Origin of the sequence: Streptosporangium sp. NPDC004379 (genome assembly GCF_042873875.1) — a bacterium.
Lineage (GTDB): Bacteria > Actinomycetota > Actinomycetes > Streptosporangiales > Streptosporangiaceae > Streptosporangium.
Window position 1 is genome coordinate 164836 of the sequence record NZ_JBIAMC010000005.1, and the last position, 16324, is coordinate 181159.

The following is a 16324-nucleotide window of genomic DNA, read 5'->3' on the forward strand; positions in this document are numbered from 1 at the left end:
CGGCGGCGCGGCGCCGCGCGGATGCCGAGGGCCGGTGCCCGTACGGCGGGCCGGGAGGTCAGGCGGTGCGTGACGGGCGGCTGGTGAGGGCCAGCCAGGCGGCGGTGACGGTCACCATGACGGCCACGGCCGTGCCGAGGGTGCCGTAGGACAGGCCGCTCACGATCAGTCCGGCGATGATCGTGCCGCCCGCGCCGCAGACGTTCATCAGCAGGTCCGACAGGCCCTGTACGGCGGGGCGGCGTTCCAGCGGCACGGCCTCGGTGAGCATCGCCGAGCCCGCGATCAGGCCGCAGGACCAGCCGATGCCGAGCAGGCCGAGGCCGACGGTCACCTGGCCGATGTCGTGCGGCCCGGCTCCGCCCGAGAGGAGGGCGGCGGCCAGGAGGATGCCCATGCCGAGGACGAGTACGCGGGTCCGGCCGATCCGGTCGGCCAGCCAGCCGACGACCGGCGACAGGACGAACATCCCGGCGATGTGCACGCTGAGCACGAGGCCGATGGTGCGGTAGCCGGCGCCGTCGTGGTCGAGGTGGACCGGGGTCATGGACATGACCGACACCATCGCGGTGTGGGCGATCGCGATCGCCACCAGTGCCCGGGAGGCGGCGGGGCTCTCGCGCAGGGCCCGCCAGCCGGCGCGCAGGCCGCCCCGGCCCCGGGCGCCGGCCGGGGTGGTCCCGGGTGCGGCGGGGGAGGCCGAAGAGGCCGGAGCCGAGGAGCCCGGAGAGACCGGGGAGCCGGGAACAGGGCTGGGAGGGACCGGGGAGTCCGGAGAGACCGGGGAGCCGGGGGAGCCGGGGGAGATCGTGCGGGCCAGCAGCAGCGGGTCGGGCCGCAGCGCCACCAGTACGACGGCCAGGGCGATCGCGAACGCCAGCAGGGAGAGCGCGAAGGGGCCGGCGTCGGGGGCCAGGCCGATCCGGCGGCCGAGGCGTTCGGCGGGTTCGGCCAGGTTGGGGCCGGTGACCGATCCGATCGTGGCCGCCCAGACGACCCACGCCAGGTGCCGGGCGGAGTGGCCGGGGGCCGACAGGTCGGTCGCGGAGTAGCGGGAGGCGAGGTTGCCCGCGCTGCCGCCGCCGAACAGCGTCAGGCCGACGAGGAGGATGGGCCACACGCGGGTGGCGATGCCGAGCAGCGCGACCAGGCAGCCGAGCACGGCGCAGGCGTAGGCCAGGGTCAGCCCGGCCCGCCGCCCGCCGCGGCTCGCGGCGCCCGCGGTGGGCAGGGCCAGCAGCGCGGCGCCGAGCACGGTGGAGGTCCCGGCGAGGCCGCTGAGCGCCACGGAGCCGGACAGCTTGGCGACCAGCAGCGAGCTGAGGGCCGTGCCGACGGCGACCCCGATCCCGCCGGTGATCTGCGCGGCGGACAGCACCACGAGGGTCCGCCGCTGCACCGCCGCTAGGTCGGCAGGGCTTTCAAGGGGAACGGCGTCTTTTTCGGGGGTGGGGGAGGGGGTGCGTGTCACGCGTGAAGTCTGCCATCACTCATGACTCCATCTGAAGCGATATTCCGGTCTCCCGAGGCTCGCGGGCCCGGACGCCCGCCCGGGAACCGGGACGCGGGCGGCGGGGCGGCGGGCGTGCGGGACGCGGCCGGTGACGGCCGACGAGGCGGATGAACGGGCGGGACGACGGGGCGGGTGGCCGGGCGGTCAGGCGTTCGGGGTGAAGGTGTCGAGGAAGACCTGCCGGAACGCCGAGCTCTTCCCCCAGTCGAGGTCCTGCACGGCGAACGTGATCCGGTAGGCGGTCGCGTCGTCCACCGCGACGTATCGGGTGAGCCCGTGCATGGGGACGGCGCCGCCGGACACCGCGTAGGTGTACTCCAGGTCGGCGGCCTTCCAGTCGCGGTAGGGGGCCCGGGAGAGTCCGATCTCGGTGTACTCGTCCAGGCCGTTGCGGTCGGCGCGGCGCAGCGCGGTCATCGGGTCGAGCACCGGGACGGGGGTGACGGTGACGCTCCGCCCGCTGTCCCGGGGGCCGGTGAACACGGCGCCGCCGTCGTCACCCGGCTTGGCGGTCCAGCCCTTGGGCAGCGCCGCCGCGACGCCGGCCTCGCTGAGCCGCCGGTATCCGTCGGGGACCTCGGTCCGCGGCCGGTCCGGGGCCGCGGGGTCGGCGGTGTCACCGGGGTCGGCGGGCGTCGAGACGGCGGCGGAGGCGCCGGGGCCCGCGGTGGTGGCCGGAGACTCCGGGGCATCGGATGAGCGGGGCAGCAGCAGGACCAGCGCGACGATCACCAGAAGCAGCGCCACGGCCCCGCCCGCGGCCAGCGTGCGCGGTGTGAGGCGGCCGCCGGATCGGCCGTTCCGCCGTACGCCGAGGGGGTCGGGGTCCTCCGGCGCCGCGTGCCGCCGGCCGCGCGGGGACGCTCCGGCGGCCCCGCGGACCGCTGGAGCGTTCCCCCCGGACGGCCGCGGGGAGGCGCCGGCCGTACCGGCGGGGGCGTCGGGCGGGGGGTCGCCGAAGAAGGGGGAGGAGAAGTCGGCGGAGGAGCTGCGCAGCGCGTCGTAGCCGCGCATCCCGGCCGGAGGGCCTCCGGGGCCGTCGGACGGCGGGCCCGGGAAGGGGGCGGTCTCGGCGCCGGACGCGGCCTGCGGGTCGTAGGGCACCCGTACCGGGCCGGAGGGGGTCTCGATGATCCGCGACGGCATCGGCCCGGGTGAGGGGGTCCGCGAGGACGCGGGGCGGACCGCCGGGACGTCGGGGGGGAAGGACGGCTGGGAGCCGAAGGCGGTAAGCCGCTCAGAGGAGGTGGAGAAGGGGTCCTGCGCGGGGGGCGCCTGCCGGGAGGAGGCGGGGAAGGGGTCCTGGGAGGAGTGGGAGGGGAAGGACGCCTGCCCGGGAGCCGCGCGGAAGGGGTCCTGGGCGGAGGGCGAGGGGGAGGCGGGGAAGGGATCCTGCGGGGTGGGGGCGGGCAGCGGCGCCCGCGCGGCGCCGTGGCCGGACGGCTCGGCGTCGCGGCCCGGCAGACCGGGCAGACCGGGCAGACCGGACGAGCCGGGGGGATCGGACGGGGCGGGTGGGCCGGACGGGACGGGCAGCGCCCGCTCCAGCAGGCGGGCCGCTTCGGCGGCGGTCATCCGGCCGTCGGGATCCCTGCGCAGCAGCCCCTCCAGGACCGGGGTCAGCGAACCGGCCCGCACCGGCCGGGCGGGTTCGCCGGAGAGGATCTCGTTGAGCACCGTCATCGCGTCGGGCCCCTCGTACGGGGGGCGGCCCTCGACCGCGGTGTACAGCGTGGCGCCGAACGCCCACAGGTCGGCGGCGGGGGTGGCCGCCCGGCCGGTCAGGCGCTCCGGCGGGACGTAGGCGGGCGAGCCCACCAGCAGGCCGGCCAGCGGGGCGCCGCCGTCGTCCTCCAGCGCGGCGAGGCCGAAGTCGGTGAGCACCACCCGGTCGGCGGTCAGCAGCACGTTGCCGGGCTTGACGTCGCGGTGCAGGATCCCGGCGGCGTGGGCCTGGCGCAGCGCGTCGAGGACCCGGACGCCGATCTCGGCGGCCTGCGCCACCGGAAGCGGCCCGCCCTGCCGTACGGCCTGCTCCAGGGACCAGCCGCGGACCAGCTCCATCACGATCCAGGGGCGGCCGTCCTCCTCGGCGACGTCGTGGACGGCGGCGATGCCCGGGTGGTTGAGCCGGGCCGCCGAACGGGCCTCGCGGATCATGCGCCGGTGGGCGGCCCGCGCGCCCGCGGGATCGAGGCCCGGGGGCAGGATCAGCTCCTTGACCGCGACGTCGCGGTCGAGGAGCACGTCGTAGGCGTGCCACACCCGGCCCAGGCCGCCGCGGCCCACCGGTGACACCAGCCGGTAGCGCCTGCCGATCAGCCTGTCGGGTCCCGGGGCCGCGCCCGGCGGGACAGGGCCGCCGTCCGGTCCGGCAGGGGCGTCACCGGTCAAGCGATCGGTCATCGTATCCAGTCCCCCCGGAGGCAGCCTGATTTATGAGGCTGGACACAATATAAGTCTTACATTCAGTAATGGAAGTTGATGTTTGGGAAACCATTCGCAGGTGGCATCGCCCGGTGATCGTCCGCTGCGGCACGCCGCCTCCGGCACGGTCGGGCTGACGTCGTACGACGCGCCGCGGCCCGGGGCGGCCCGCGGGTCCGGCCGCCGCGTTCCCGGCCCCTGAGATCAGTCTCCCGCGCCGCCGCCTGGCCCGGCCGCCTCGGCGAGGGCTGTCAGGGCCGTTGTGAAGGCCGACGCGGGCGGGCTCACCAGGCCGGCGCCCACCTGTCCGGTGCCCGCGACCCGGCCCGCGATGCCGGTGTTGACCGCGGGCAGCAGCCCCGTCCGGGCGACCAGGGTGACGTCGACGCCCACCGGCGTGCCGCGGAAGCCGAGGACGGGGATCCGGTGGACGGGGTGCTCGGCGAGGGTGATCTCGTACATGGACCGGGTGGCCCGCATCGCGTCCGGCACGTCGCCGCCGACGAACCTGACGATCGCCGGGGCCGCGGCCATCGCGAAGCCGCCCAGGCCGGCCGTCTCGGTGATGGTGGAGTCGCCGATGTCGGGGTTGGCGTCGGCCGGGCCGTACGCGCCGAGGTACAGCCCGTCCGGCACGCCCGCCGGGCCGGTGAACCAGCGGTCGCCCAGCCCGGAGACCTGGATCCCGAAGTCGGTGCCGTTGCGGGCCATCGCCACGACCACGGTGGATCCGGGCACGTCCCGGGCGGCGTCGGCGCTCACCTTGCAGGCCGCCATGCCGGCGTTGAGGAAGAAGTGGTCGTTGCCGTGCACGAAGCGCAGCACCTCGGCCGCCCGGCCCGGCGCGGCGTCCACGATCGCCGCGGCCAGCTCGCGCACCAGCAGCGACGTGGCGGCGCGGTTGCGGTTGTGCAGCTCGTCGCCCATCTGCAGGGCCTGGGCGATCAGCGTCCCGAGGTCCAGCGGTCCGGTCAGCTCCAGCGCGGCCCGCAGCACCGGGCCCAGGACCTCACCCATCCAGGTGAGCCGCCGCAGCACCTCCGGGCCGTAGGCGCCGTAGCGCAGCACCTTGCCGAGCCCCTCGTTGAGCGAGCAGAAGGCGGTGCCGCCGTGCTCGGCGTCGCGCACCTCCAGCATCCACATCGACGGGCTGACCACCCCGGCCATCGGCCCCACCGCCCGATGCCGGTGGCAGGGCTCCAGCCGGACGCGCCCGGCGGCCAGCAGCCTCCCGGCCTCCTCGGGGTCGCCGGCCAGCCCCTCCAGCAGCGCCGCCCCGACGAGCGCGCCGCGCATCGGCCCGGAGGCCCGTTCCCAGGTGATCGGCGGCCCGGCGTGCAGGAAGACGCCCGGCGGCAGGTCCAGCGCCTCGCGTGCCGGCCGTACGGTGACCAGGTGGGGGCGGGCGGAGACCAGGCGGCCGACGGCCATCTCGTTGGCCCTCGTCCTGCGCGGGTCGGCCAGCACCCGGGCGAGGGCGTCGCCGGTGCCCGGCATCGGCGGGCGCCAGTCCACCCGGACCCTCGGCACGGCCTGCGCGTCCAGCGCCTCGCCGAGCGGCTCGGCTCCGACGGTGATCACGCGGAGCTCCCCGGAGAGCAGCGGCGTCGTCACGGGCGTCGTCGGTGTCGGTGGCGTCGTCATGGGCGTCCTCCGCGTGCGGAACGGCTCGCGAGCCGGTCACCGGGCCGGTGGGCTCCCACCGGGTGGTCGCCGGGCCCGCGGGTTCTCATCGGGCACCCGCCGTCAGGTCCGCGGCGTGCCGGGCCGCCTGCGCGTTGGAGGCGAACACCGCCGCCCCGGCCGCACGCAGCGCCTCGGCCTGCCGGGACAGCCCCTGCGGGTCGCCCTCGGCGCCGACCAGCGCCACCACCGTCGCCGTCCCCCGGGCGACGGCCGCGGCGACGGCGGGGGCGAGCCGCTCCGCCGGGTCGGGGTCGGCGCCGTGCCCGAGGACCACGTCCAGGAGCGCGACGTCGCCCGCCGGCACGCCGGCCAGGGCCTCCAGCCGCAGCGTGGGGTCGATCATCGGGTGGGCCCGGCCGCGGGTGTAGGCGTCGTCGCCGAAGTCGGTGAACCGCCCGGTCCCGGCCACCAGCCGGGCCTCGGCGCACAGGGTGCCCCCCGCGTACAGGCCGTGCAGCGTCGCGCCGTCCCGGCGGGCCGGTCCGCCGGGGCCGTTCAGGCCGCTCGTTCCACCCGTTCCGTCTGTTCCGGGCGAGACGGTCGTCCCGTCGCCCGGTTCCGGCGCCCCGCCGTTCCCGGTTCCCCCGCGGGCCGGTTCGAGGTCGGGCCGGGAGGACCAGGAGGGCCAGGCGGGGACCGCCGCCCCGAGTGCGCGCAGGGCGCTCTCGGCCGCCGCGGTCAGGTCGCCGCCGCCGGGGCCGAGCAGGGCGCTGACGACCGGCGTGGCGAGCCCGGCGATGGCGTCCCGCACCGTCCGGGCCGCCTCCGGGGCCGGTGGCTTGGAGACCAGGACGATCAGCTCGGTCGCCGGGTCGGCGTCGAGCTCGGCGAGGGCCCGGAGCGTGGACAGGCCGCCGACCTCCGCCGACAGGTCCCGGCCGCCCACGCCGAGCACGTGCCGCACGCCCACGCCCGCCAGGTCCAGAAGGCAGGCGATCTGCTGCGCGCCGGTGCCCGAGGCGGCGACCATCCCGACCGGGCCGGGCCGCAGCACGTTGGCGAAGCCCAGGCCGGTCCCGCCGATCACCGCGGTGCCGCAGTCGGGCCCCATGACCAGCACGTCCCGTTCGGCGGCCCGCCGTTTGAGCAGCACCTCCTGCTCGACGGGCACGTTGTCACTGAAGATCATCACCGGCAGGCCGGCCTCGATCGCGTCCATCGCCTCGGCGAAGGCGTACGGCCCCGGCACCGAGACCAGGGCCAGCGCCGAGCCGGGGCCGGCGGCGAGGGCGCGGGCGGCGGCGCCGACCGTGCGCGGAGCGTACACCGCCGCGCCGCCGAACCCGCCGGGATCGTCCGGGCCATCACCCCCGCCGCCCGCCGTACGGCTCGCGAGACCGGCCAGCAGCCGGTCCAGCTCGGCGGCGGCGGCATCCAGGGCGGCGTGGTCCTCACCCCGCAGCGCGACCAGCAGGTCGCCGGGACCGGCCTCGGGCAGGCCGAAACCCAGGTCGGCGGCGACGCCGCGGTTGAGGCCGGTGGCCATCGCCACTAGGGCGACCTCGACGCCGGGCAGCTCGGCGGCCGTCCGGCTGACCCGCATCAGGGTGACCGAGTCGTGGTAGGCGCCCGCGCGGACCCGGACCAGATCGACGCTCATCGAACCCGCTCTCCGTCCCGGGCGAGATCTCCGGCGAGATCTCCGGCGAGATCTCCTGCGAGATCTCCGGAGGGGTTTCCGGAGGGGTTTCCGGCGAGCGCGACGACGGCGGCCAGGCCGACGCGCAGGCCCCAGGCGAGATCGGCCCCGGAGGTGTGGCCGAGCCCGAGCAGCCGCTCCAGCGCGGGCTCGGGGGACCTCCCGCCGGTCACGCCCCGCAGGACGGCCAGCACCTCCGCGCACGCCTGGCCCCTGGTGGCGCAGTGCAGCAGCGTGGCCGAGACCGCGGTGGTCCGGTCGCGCGCGTCGAAGGCGACCGCGGCGCCCAGCCAGTCGGCCAGCCAGACGGCGCGGGGCGTCCCGGACGCCGTTCCGAGGTGACGCAGCGTCACGAGCGTCCCGGCGAGCACGTCGTCGCCGCTCGGGGTCAGCCCGGGACCCAGCCCGACGAGCTGCTCGGCGGCCGTGACGCAGTCGAGCAGCGAGGCCCGCGCGCACCCGGCGGCCAGCAGCCCGGCGGCGGCGGAGCCCTCCAGCCCCGGCCGCCGCGGCGACCGGTCGCACACCCCGGCCAGCACCGGCAGCGCGGCGGCCAGCCTCGCCGGGCCGGCCCGTTCCGGCGGCGGCGCCGGATCCCACCAGCGCCGCACCCGCAGGCGCAGCCGTCCCAGCTCCACCGCGCCGTCGCCCACCCACGCCTCGTCGCCCACGGCGGCCTGCGGCAGCGCCCCGGCGGTCACCAGCGCGTTGGGCAGCCGGACCGCCGCGCCGGTCGTCACCGCCACCACATGCGGCTCCAGCTCCGCGCGGACCTCCAGATAGATCGCCGAGGGGAACACCGCCAGCACCCGCGCGGGCCGCCGGGGCGGATCCAGCACCGGCCGCAGTGCCACGCTCGCCGCGCCGGTCGCGTCCACTCGCACTGGGAACGGCCGCGGTCTCCTCGGGCGTGCCGTGACGCTCATGTCGCGTCCGCCCACGCCGGAGCCGGTCGCGGTCTCCTCGGGCGTGCCGTGACGATCATCCCGCCTCCCCGCCGGCCGTCCCCCTCGTCGAGCCGACCGTAGAACGGCAGGTGAGCCGGGCCGTACGGGTAAAGATGCCAATGCTCGGACGGAGAGTTGGCTCTTCCTGACAGAGGTCACATCGGTCAGAATCAGCGCATGGAACCTCCCGTGCGGCCGGCGAGCACCGGAACGATCATCCACGGTGTCGCGGTCGGCGAGGTGCTGGGCGTCTCCGCGCTGGCCGGGGCGCGGCTGATCGCCGGGGAGAGCGGGCTGGGCCGGATCGTGCAGCGGCTCAACGTGATGGAGGTACCCGACATCCTGGCCTGGGTGAAACCGCACGAGCTGCTGCTCACCACGGGCTACCCGCTGCGCAACACCCCCCAGTCGCTCGGGCGGCTGGTGGCCGACCTCGACGAGCGGGGCCTGGCGGCGCTCGCCGTCAAGCCGGGCCGCTACCTCGACCGGCTGCCCGCGGAGATGGTGGAGCAGGCCGACCGGCTGGGGTTCCCGCTGATCCGGCTCCCCGACGGCGTCGGGTTCGACGACATCCTCAACCAGGTCCTCACCGACATCCTCAACCGGCAGGCCGCGGTGCTGGCCCGCGCCGAGGAGGCCCACCGGGCGCTGGTGCAGGTCGTGCTGGCCGGCGGCGGCCTGCGGGAGGTGACGGCGGAGGTCGCCGGGCTGCTCGGGGTGGCCGTGGCCGTGCTCGACCGGGGCGACCGCACGCTCGCCGCCGCCGGGCCCGCCGAGTACCTGACCGCGCTGCGCAGCGCCCCGGAGGGCAGCCGCACCTCCGTCCCCGTCGTCGCGGGCGGCCACCATCACGGCCGCATCGTCGCCTGCGGGCCGGTCGGCTCGATCGCCGACAGCGACGTCGGAATCCTGGAACGTGCCGCCACGGTCGCCGCGCTGGTCGTGACCCGGCAGGAGGCGGTCAACGCGGTGGAGAGCAAGTACCGCGCCGACTTCCTGCGCGACGTGCTGACCGGCCGGGACGGCGACCCCGCCCGCGTCGCGGCGCGCGCCCGGACCTTCGGCTGGGAGCTGGAGCGCCCGGTGACCGTGCTGGTGGCCGAGCTCGACCCCGGCGGCGACGAGCGCGCCGTCCAGGACCGCCTGCCGGCCTGCTGGGCCGCGGCGGTGCGCCGCCACGACCCGCGCGGCGCGGTGGCGGGCTTCTCCCACGAGGTCGTCGCCGTCGTGGACGCCGCCGCCGACGTCGCGCGCCTGGCGAAGGACGCCGCCGCGGCCTTCGCCGAGTGTGCGCCCGCGACCTTCTCCACCGGCGCCAGCCGTACCGCGCCGGCCGTGGAGGGGCTGCCCGGCGCGTACGGCCAGGCGCTTAAGGCGGCCCGGGTGGGCCGGCAGCTCCACGGTTCCGGAGCGGTCGCCCATTTCGACCAGCTCGGCGTCTACCGCCTGCTGTCGCTGGTCGGCGACACCGACGAGCTGCACGCCTTCGTCCGTGAGACCCTCGGCCCGCTCGCCTCCGACGACGACGCCGAGAACGCCGACCTGCGACGGACCCTGCAGGTGCTGCTGGAGACCAACCTCAACGTCGCCGAGACGGCCCGCAGGCTGCACTTCCACTACAACACGCTGCGTTACCGCATCGGCAAGCTGGAACGCCTGCTGGGGGGCTTCACCGAGGACGCCCACCTGCGGCTGAACCTCACGCTGGCCCTGCACGTCCTGCGGATGCGCGGCATCTAGACTCTGGAGGGTGAACGAGACCTTCGAGCTGGAAACCGACTACATCCCGCTCTGCGACCTGCTGAAGTACTGCGCCGTCACCGACACCGGGGGCCAGGCCAAGCATTTCATCGCCGAGGGGAACGTCATGGTCGACGGTGAGGTCGAGACCCGCAAGACCCGTAAGATCCGCGAGGGTCAGGTCGTGGCCGGCGAGGGTTTCGAGATCCGGGTGATCGCCGCCCGGTGAGGTCGTCACGGCCCGCGAGACCCACCTGATCCGCCCGGCGGCCGGGGGTCCGCCTGCCGACTCGGATGATCGGTTTCGGCAGTTCGTGCCAGTGCGAGAAGTGACAGGACGGGCCTAAGGTGCCCGCAACGAACAGCTTGGGATTCGGGAGGGATGCCTACGGGGCGGCCACCGACCGACCGCCCGTTGAAAGGCAGGGCTTGATGGTTGCAGGTTGGACCAAGCACGGTGACGGCAAACACCTCGCGCCGGGCGAGGTGGTACGGCCGGACGAGCGGCTGTCGTGGCCGCGGATGATCGGGTTCGGGGCCCAGCACGTCATCGCGATGTTCGGCGCCACGTTCGTCTTCCCCCTCGTCATGGGGCTCGACCCCAACGTCGCCATCATGTTCTCGGGCGTGGCGACGATCATGTTCCTGCTCATCGTGCGCGGGAAGATCCCCAGCTACCTCGGCACCAGCGCCTCGTTCGTGGGCGGCGTGCTGGCCATCCGGGCGCTGTACGGCGGCGACACCCCGGCCGGGGACGCGGTGGTCACCGGGGCGATCCTGCTGGTCGGCCTGGTGCTGGCCCTGGTGGGCCTGGCCATCCACTTCGTGGGCGTGCAGATCATCAACCGGGTGTTCCCGCCGGTCGTCACCGGCGGCGTCGTCATGCTGATCGGGTTCGGCCTGGCCTACGTCGTCGCGGACGTCTACTGGCCCAGCGACCAGTGGCTCGCGCTGATCACCATGATCGTCACATTCGTGATCATCGTGGCGTTCCGCGGGTTCGTCGGGCGGATCGGCATCCTCCTCGGGCTGGTCATCGGCTTCGCGCTGTCCTGGGCGGCCGACCGCGTCTTCGGCGACATCACCGCCTTCAACGCCGGGACCGGGAAGATCGACACCCATCCCCGGGTGAACCTCGACGCGGTGGCGAGCGCCGACTGGATCGGCCTGCCGCACATGCACCTGCCCGACATCAAGGTCTCGGCCGCGCTGCTGGTGCTGCCCGCGGTGATCGCGCTGATCGCCGAGAACGTCGGCCACGTCAAGGCGGTCGGCGAGATGACCGGCACCGACGTCGACCCCTACCTGGGCCGGGCGATCGCCGCCGACGGCGTCACCACAGCGGTCGCCACCGCCTTCGGCGGCTCCCCGACCACCACCTACGCCGAGAACATCGGCGTCATGGCCGCCACCCGGGTCTACTCCACGGCCGCCTACTACATCGCGGCCGCCATCGCGATCCTCTTCGGCCTGTGCCCGAAGTTCGGCGCGCTGGTGGCGGCCACCCCCAACGGCGTGCTGGGCGGCATCACGGTGATCCTCTACGGCATGATCGGCCTGCTCGGCGCGAAGATCTGGATCGAGAACCGCGTCGACTTCTCCAACCCGGTCAACATGGTCCCGATCGGGGCGGGCATCATCCTCGCCATCGGCCCGGTCAAGCAGATGTTCGGCTCCGACTTCGCGCTGGAGGGCATCGCCTTCGGCACCATCGTCGTCGTGGGCGGTTACCACCTGCTGCGGGTCGTCTCCCGGCAGACCGGGGCCGTGGAGGTCCCCGCCGAGGAGGCCGGGCAGACCCGGGAGACGTCGGGATGACCGGCGGGCGCGGCGGGTCCCGGCCCGGACGGCCGGGCGCGGGCGGTTCCGGGCCGGGCGCGCGGGCGCGGGAGACCTCCGGATGAAGCCGCCTCCGTTTGAATACCACGCCCCCCGTTCCGTCGCCGAGGCGATGGAGGTCCTGGCCGCGGCCGGGCCGGAGGGCAAGGTGCTCGCCGGAGGCCAGAGCCTGATCCCCCTGCTGAACATGCGGCTGGCCGCCCCCGGCCACCTCGTCGACGTCAACCGGCTCACCGCGCTGGACACGGTCGAGGTCGAACCGGGGGGCGTACGGGTCGGCGCGCTGGCCCGGCACGCCCGCGTGGAGCGCTCGGCCGAGGCGGCCGCCGCCCAGCCGCTGCTGCGCCAGGCGCTGCGGCTGGTCGCCCACCCGGTGATCCGCAACCGGGGCACGGTCGTCGGCAGCCTGGTGCACGCCGACCCCGCCGCCGAGCTGCCCGCGGTGCTGGCGCTCCTCGGCGGCTCGGTACGGCTGGCCCGGCCCGGCGCGGTCCGCGACGTCCCGGCGGCCGGTTTCTTCACCGGCCCCCTGGAGTCGGCCGCCGAGCCGGGCGAGCTGGCCGTCTCGGCGTTCTTCCCCGCGTCCGGCCCGCGCTGCGGAACCGCCTTCCACGAGGTGGCCCGGCGGCACGGCGACTACGCCCTGGCCGGGGTCGCGGCCCTGGTCCGCCTGGACGACGGCCTGCGCGTCACCGCCGCCCGGGCGGCGTGCGTGAGCGCGGGCCCGGTCCCGGTCGTGGTGGACGTCACCGGCCACGCCCGCGCGGACGGGTGGGCGGCGGCGGCGCGGGCCGTGGCGGAGCGGGCCGAGCCGGAGGACGACATCCACGCGAGCGCCGGCTACCGGCGGCACCTGACCGGCGTCCTGGCCGAGCGGGCGCTGCGGGAGGCGGCGCTGTCCGCGGCGAGCGGTGAGGAGCGGTGAGCCGATGACGAACATCGCGGTCACACTGACCGTGAACGGGGTGGTCCGGAGGGCCGAGGCGCCCGGAAGGCGTCTGCTGTCCGACTTCCTGCGCCACGACCTCGGACTGACCGGCACCCACGTCGGGTGCGAGCACGGGGTCTGCGGCTGCTGCACCGTGCTGCTGGACGGCGAGCCGGTGCGTTCCTGCCTGACGCTGGCCGCCACCGCCGACGGACACGAGATCACCACGGTGGAGGGGCTGGCCGGGCCGGAGGGGGAGCCGTCGCCGGTGCAGCGGGCCTTCGCCGAGTGCCACGGCCTGCAGTGCGGCTTCTGCACCCCGGGTTTCCTGTGCACGGTCACCGCCCTGCTGCGGGACAACCCGGCGCCGAGCGAGGAGGAGGTGCTGGAGGGGCTCTCCGGCAACCTCTGCCGCTGCACGGGTTACCAGAACATCGTCAGGTCCGTCCACCGCGCCGCCGAACTCATCGCCGGGGAGGGCGACGACGCCCCGGCCGGATGGCCGTCCGCGTCCCTCCGGGACACCGGACCCGCCGGGGAGGCCGGACCCGCCGGGACCACCGGCCTCGCCGGCACCGGATCCGCAGGTCCCGCCGGATCCACCGGGGAGCGTGCCGGGGCGGAGGGGGCATGACGACCAGGCTGTTCGGCGAGCCGGTGCCGCGCCGCGAGGACCCCCGTCTGCTCACCGGGCGGGGCCGCTACCTGGACGACCTCGGCGCGGGCGCGCTGGAGGCGGCCTTCGTCCGCTCCCCGCACGCCCGCGCCCGCATCCTCGACATCGACGTCTCCGCGGCGATCGAGGTCGAGGGGCTGGTGGCGATCTACACCTGGGAGGACCTGCCGGAGGAGGTCGGCGCGCCGCTGCCGCTGCTCATCCCGCACCCGGCCCTGACCCACGGCCGCACCGCCCGCCCCCTGGCCCGCGACGTCGTCCGGCACGTCGGCGAGCCGGTCGTGATGGTCGTCGCCCGTGACCGCTACCTCGCCGAGGACGCCTGCGCGCTCATCCGGGTCGACTACGAGGTCGCCGGGGCCGTCGTCGGGGTGGAGGAGGCGACGCGGTCCGACAGGCTCGTCCACGACGACGTGCCGGGCAACGTCGGCGCGCACCTGGTGCAGGAGGTGCCCTCGGCGGCCGGGCTCGGCGCCCGGGAGGCGATCGAGGCGGCCCCGCACGTCCTGTCCTTCCGCCTCGACATCGAGCGCAGCGCCTCCATGCCGCTGGAGGGCCGCGGGGTCTACGCCCGCTGGGACGCCGACGACCGCTCCCTGCGGGTCTACTCCAGCACCCAGACCTCCACCAGCGTCCGGATGGCGATCGCGGCCCGGCTTGGCCTGCCGCCGACCAAGGTCGAGGTGATCGCCCCCGACGTGGGCGGCGGGTTCGGCGTCAAGATCGTTCATCCGTGGCCGGAGGAGGTCCTCGTCCCCTGGGCCGCCGTGCTGCTCGGACGCGAGGTCAAGTGGACCGAGGACCGGCGTGAGCACTTCGTCTCCTCCGCCCACGAGCGGGCCCAGGTGCAGCACGTGCGGGTCGGTTTCGACGACGCCGGGCGGGTGCTGGGCCTGGACGTGACGATCCTGCACGACCACGGGGCCTACACGCCGTACGGGATCATCGTGCCGATCATCACCGCCACCCAGCTTCCGGGCCCGTACCGGATCGGCGCCTACCGGGTCGAGTTCTCCTCCGTCTACACCAACACCGTGCAGGTCACGCCGTACCGGGGGGCGGGACGGCCGCAGGCGGCCTTCTGCATGGAGCGGACCATGGACCGCATCGCCGCCCACCTCGGCCTGGACCGTACGGCGGTGCGCGAGGCCAACTTCATCCAGCCCGGCGAGTTCCCCTACGACCAGGGACTGACCTTCCAGGACGGCCGGCCGCTGATCTACGACAGCGGCGACTACCCCGAGTCGCTGCGGATGCTCAAGGAGCTCATCGGCTGGGACTCCTTCGGCGAGCTGAAGGCCCGCGCGGCGGCCGGGGGGCGGCGCCTGGGCATCGGGCTGGGCTGCTACGTGGAGGGCACCGGCGTCGGCCCCTACGAGGGCGGCCACGTCCAGGTCACCTCCGACGGCCGGGTGCACGTCTCCACCGGCCTGACGTCCCAGGGGCAGGGCCACGAGACGGTGTTCGCCCAGATCGCCGCGTCCGAGCTGGGCGTGCCGCTGGAGCGGGTCTCGGTGGTCACCGGCGACACCCGCAGGTTCGGCTACGCGGTCGGCACGTTCGCCTCGCGGGCCGCGGTGATGAGCGGCAACGCGATCGCGCTGGCCTGCCGCAGGGTGCGGGAGAAGGCGCTGCGGATCGCCGCCGACGCGCTGGAGGCCGACCCGGGCGACCTGGAGATCGTCGACGGTGAGGTCCGGGTGGCCGGCACGCCCGGTGCGGCGGTGCCGCTGGCCACGGTGGCGGTGCTGGCCAACCCGCTGCGCTACGCCTTCGACGCCGAGGCGGCCCGCGCCACCCAGTTCGCCGGGACGGCCTCCCCCGACCGGCCGCCGGTGGCCGAGGGGGACGAGCCGGGGCTGGAGGGGCGCGACTACTACTCGCCGGTCCGCTCGACCTTCGCCTCCGGCATGCACGCGGCGATCGTCGAGACCGACCCGCTGACCGCCGAGATCCGCGTCCTGCGCTACGCCGTCGTCCACGACTGCGGCAACCTGGTCAACCCGATGATCGTCGAGGGGCAGATCCACGGCGGCGTCGCCCAGGGCGTGGGCGGCGCGCTGTACGAGCGGATGGTCTACGACGAGCACGGGCAGCTGCTGAACGCCTCGTTCATGGACTTCCTGATGCCCTACGTCACCGAGGTGCCGCGGATCGAGACCGCGCACCTGCAGACCCCGTCCCCGCTGAACCCCCTGGGCATCAAGGGCGCGGGGGAGGCCGGGGTCATCCCGGTGTCGGCGGTGATCGCCTCGGCCGTGGAGGACGCCGAGGGCATCCGGATCGACCGGATGCCGATCTCCCCGTCGGAACTGTTCGACCTGCGCCGCCGGTGAGGGGCCCGCCCGTCCGGTCGCGGCGGGCGGAGTGCGCCATCATGATCCCGCGGAACCGCTCGCCGAGGAGAGACATGGTCATTCCCCCCGCCCGGCATCGTGACCGGCGGCCCGCCGGAGCCCCCGCTCCCGCCGCCTCCACCGGGGCCCCTGAACCCGACGGCCTCCGCGGCCCGCACGGTTCCGGGGTCCGTTGATGGGCCTGCAGCCGCCCGGCGAACTCGTCGCCGTCCTCCACCTGGTGGGCATCCCGTGGCCCGCGTCCGACGAGGAGACACTGTGCGGCGCGGGTGTGCGGTGCCTGGCGCTCGCCGGGACGTTCGAACACGCCGGGCACACCGCCGACGACCACGCCGCTCCCGTCTGGACCAGCAACTCCGGGCAGGACGTGGCGGCCTTCCGGACGCGGTGGACCGCCGCCGACGGACCGGGCGCCCAGGCCGACGACGCCGCCAGGGCGGCCCGGATCCTGGCCGGGGCACTGGTGCTGTCGGCCATGCTCGTCTTCGTCCTCAAGGTCTCCATGATCAGGACGCTCTTCCGGTTGCTGCTGCGGCTCCTGACGAGGAACGTCGGTCCCTGAGCCGCCGTGA

At 75.5% G+C, this 16324-nt stretch carries 11 protein-coding genes and 1 pseudogene; 7 read left to right on the forward strand and 5 right to left on the reverse strand.

Going from position 1 to position 16324, the window contains the following annotated elements; translation table 11 throughout:
• Nucleotides 1–58: 58 nt before the first annotated feature.
• The 5 genes from ACFYSC_RS12995 to ACFYSC_RS13015 all read right to left on the reverse strand — a co-directional run bounded on the left by ACFYSC_RS12995 (nucleotide 59) and on the right by ACFYSC_RS13015 (nucleotide 8143).
• Nucleotides 59–1399 (reverse strand): MFS transporter, encoded by a 1341-nt coding sequence (locus tag ACFYSC_RS12995; RefSeq protein ID WP_389960576.1) that lies wholly within the window; start codon nucleotides 1397–1399, stop codon nucleotides 59–61.
• 258 nt (nucleotides 1400–1657) lie between these two features.
• Complete coding sequence (locus ACFYSC_RS13000; RefSeq protein WP_389960578.1) at nucleotides 1658–3919, reverse strand: protein kinase; 2262 nt, start codon at nucleotides 3917–3919, stop codon at nucleotides 1658–1660.
• Between the two features lie 225 nt (nucleotides 3920–4144).
• Nucleotides 4145–5584 carry a DUF1116 domain-containing protein gene (locus ACFYSC_RS13005; RefSeq protein WP_389960580.1) on the reverse strand — a complete coding sequence of 480 codons (1440 nt, stop codon included), beginning with the start codon at nucleotides 5582–5584 and terminating at the stop codon, nucleotides 4145–4147.
• Nucleotides 5585–5669: 85 nt separating this feature from the next.
• Nucleotides 5670–7226 carry an FdrA family protein gene (locus ACFYSC_RS13010; protein ID WP_389960582.1) on the reverse strand — a complete coding sequence of 519 codons (1557 nt, stop codon included), beginning with the start codon at nucleotides 7224–7226 and terminating at the stop codon, nucleotides 5670–5672.
• The gene (locus ACFYSC_RS13015; protein WP_389960584.1) at nucleotides 7223–8143 is read right to left on the reverse strand and encodes a DUF2877 domain-containing protein; all 921 of its coding nucleotides are present in this window, start codon (nucleotides 8141–8143) and stop codon (nucleotides 7223–7225) included. Before ACFYSC_RS13015 ends, ACFYSC_RS13010 begins: the two co-directional genes overlap by 4 nt.
• Nucleotides 8144–8389: 246 nt before the next feature.
• Between ACFYSC_RS13015 and ACFYSC_RS13020 the strand changes: the two genes are divergently transcribed.
• From ACFYSC_RS13020 to ACFYSC_RS13050, 7 genes and pseudogenes are all read left to right on the forward strand, one after another.
• A complete protein-coding gene (locus ACFYSC_RS13020) occupies nucleotides 8390–9952 on the forward strand; it encodes a PucR family transcriptional regulator ligand-binding domain-containing protein (RefSeq protein ID WP_362929708.1) in 1563 nt (520 codons plus the stop codon).
• Between the two features lie 10 nt (nucleotides 9953–9962).
• Nucleotides 9963–10181, forward strand: coding sequence for an RNA-binding S4 domain-containing protein (locus ACFYSC_RS13025; RefSeq protein WP_362929706.1), 219 nt, complete (start codon nucleotides 9963–9965; stop codon nucleotides 10179–10181).
• Nucleotides 10182–10384: 203 nt separating this feature from the next.
• Nucleotides 10385–11770, forward strand: a complete 1386-nt coding sequence (locus tag ACFYSC_RS13030; RefSeq protein ID WP_389960586.1) for a uracil-xanthine permease family protein — start codon at nucleotides 10385–10387, stop codon at nucleotides 11768–11770.
• Between the two features lie 82 nt (nucleotides 11771–11852).
• On the forward strand, nucleotides 11853–12716 hold the full coding sequence (locus tag ACFYSC_RS13035; protein ID WP_389960589.1) for an FAD binding domain-containing protein: 864 nt from the start codon (nucleotides 11853–11855) through the stop codon (nucleotides 12714–12716).
• Nucleotides 12717–12720: 4 nt separating this feature from the next.
• A pseudogene (locus tag ACFYSC_RS13040) lies at nucleotides 12721–13197 on the forward strand ((2Fe-2S)-binding protein); the annotation flags it as partial.
• Nucleotides 13198–13349: 152 nt separating this feature from the next.
• Nucleotides 13350–15731, forward strand: coding sequence for an aerobic carbon-monoxide dehydrogenase large subunit (gene cutA / locus ACFYSC_RS13045; protein WP_389960591.1), 2382 nt, complete (start codon nucleotides 13350–13352; stop codon nucleotides 15729–15731).
• A 196-nt stretch (nucleotides 15732–15927) separates the two neighbouring features.
• Nucleotides 15928–16314: a hypothetical protein gene (locus ACFYSC_RS13050; RefSeq protein WP_389960593.1), complete on the forward strand. Its 387-nt coding sequence runs from the start codon at nucleotides 15928–15930 to the stop codon at nucleotides 16312–16314.
• Nucleotides 16315–16324: the final 10 nt, after the last annotated feature.

Excerpts from the sequence above, each read along its gene's own strand:
- ACFYSC_RS13000 (WP_389960578.1), bottom strand. The coding sequence starts at position 3,919 with ATGACCGATCGCTTGACCGGTGACGCCCCTGCCGGACCGGACGGCGGC.
- ACFYSC_RS13005 (WP_389960580.1), bottom strand. The coding sequence starts at position 5,584 with ATGACGACGCCACCGACACCGACGACGCCCGTGACGACGCCGCTGCTC.
- ACFYSC_RS13010 (WP_389960582.1), bottom strand. The coding sequence starts at position 7,226 with ATGAGCGTCGATCTGGTCCGGGTCCGCGCGGGCGCCTACCACGACTCG.
- ACFYSC_RS13020 (WP_362929708.1), top strand. The coding sequence starts at position 8,390 with ATGGAACCTCCCGTGCGGCCGGCGAGCACCGGAACGATCATCCACGGT.
- ACFYSC_RS13030 (WP_389960586.1), top strand. The coding sequence starts at position 10,385 with ATGGTTGCAGGTTGGACCAAGCACGGTGACGGCAAACACCTCGCGCCG.
- ACFYSC_RS13035 (WP_389960589.1), top strand. The coding sequence starts at position 11,853 with ATGAAGCCGCCTCCGTTTGAATACCACGCCCCCCGTTCCGTCGCCGAG.
- cutA (WP_389960591.1), top strand. The coding sequence starts at position 13,350 with ATGACGACCAGGCTGTTCGGCGAGCCGGTGCCGCGCCGCGAGGACCCC.
- ACFYSC_RS13050 (WP_389960593.1), top strand. The coding sequence starts at position 15,928 with ATGGGCCTGCAGCCGCCCGGCGAACTCGTCGCCGTCCTCCACCTGGTG.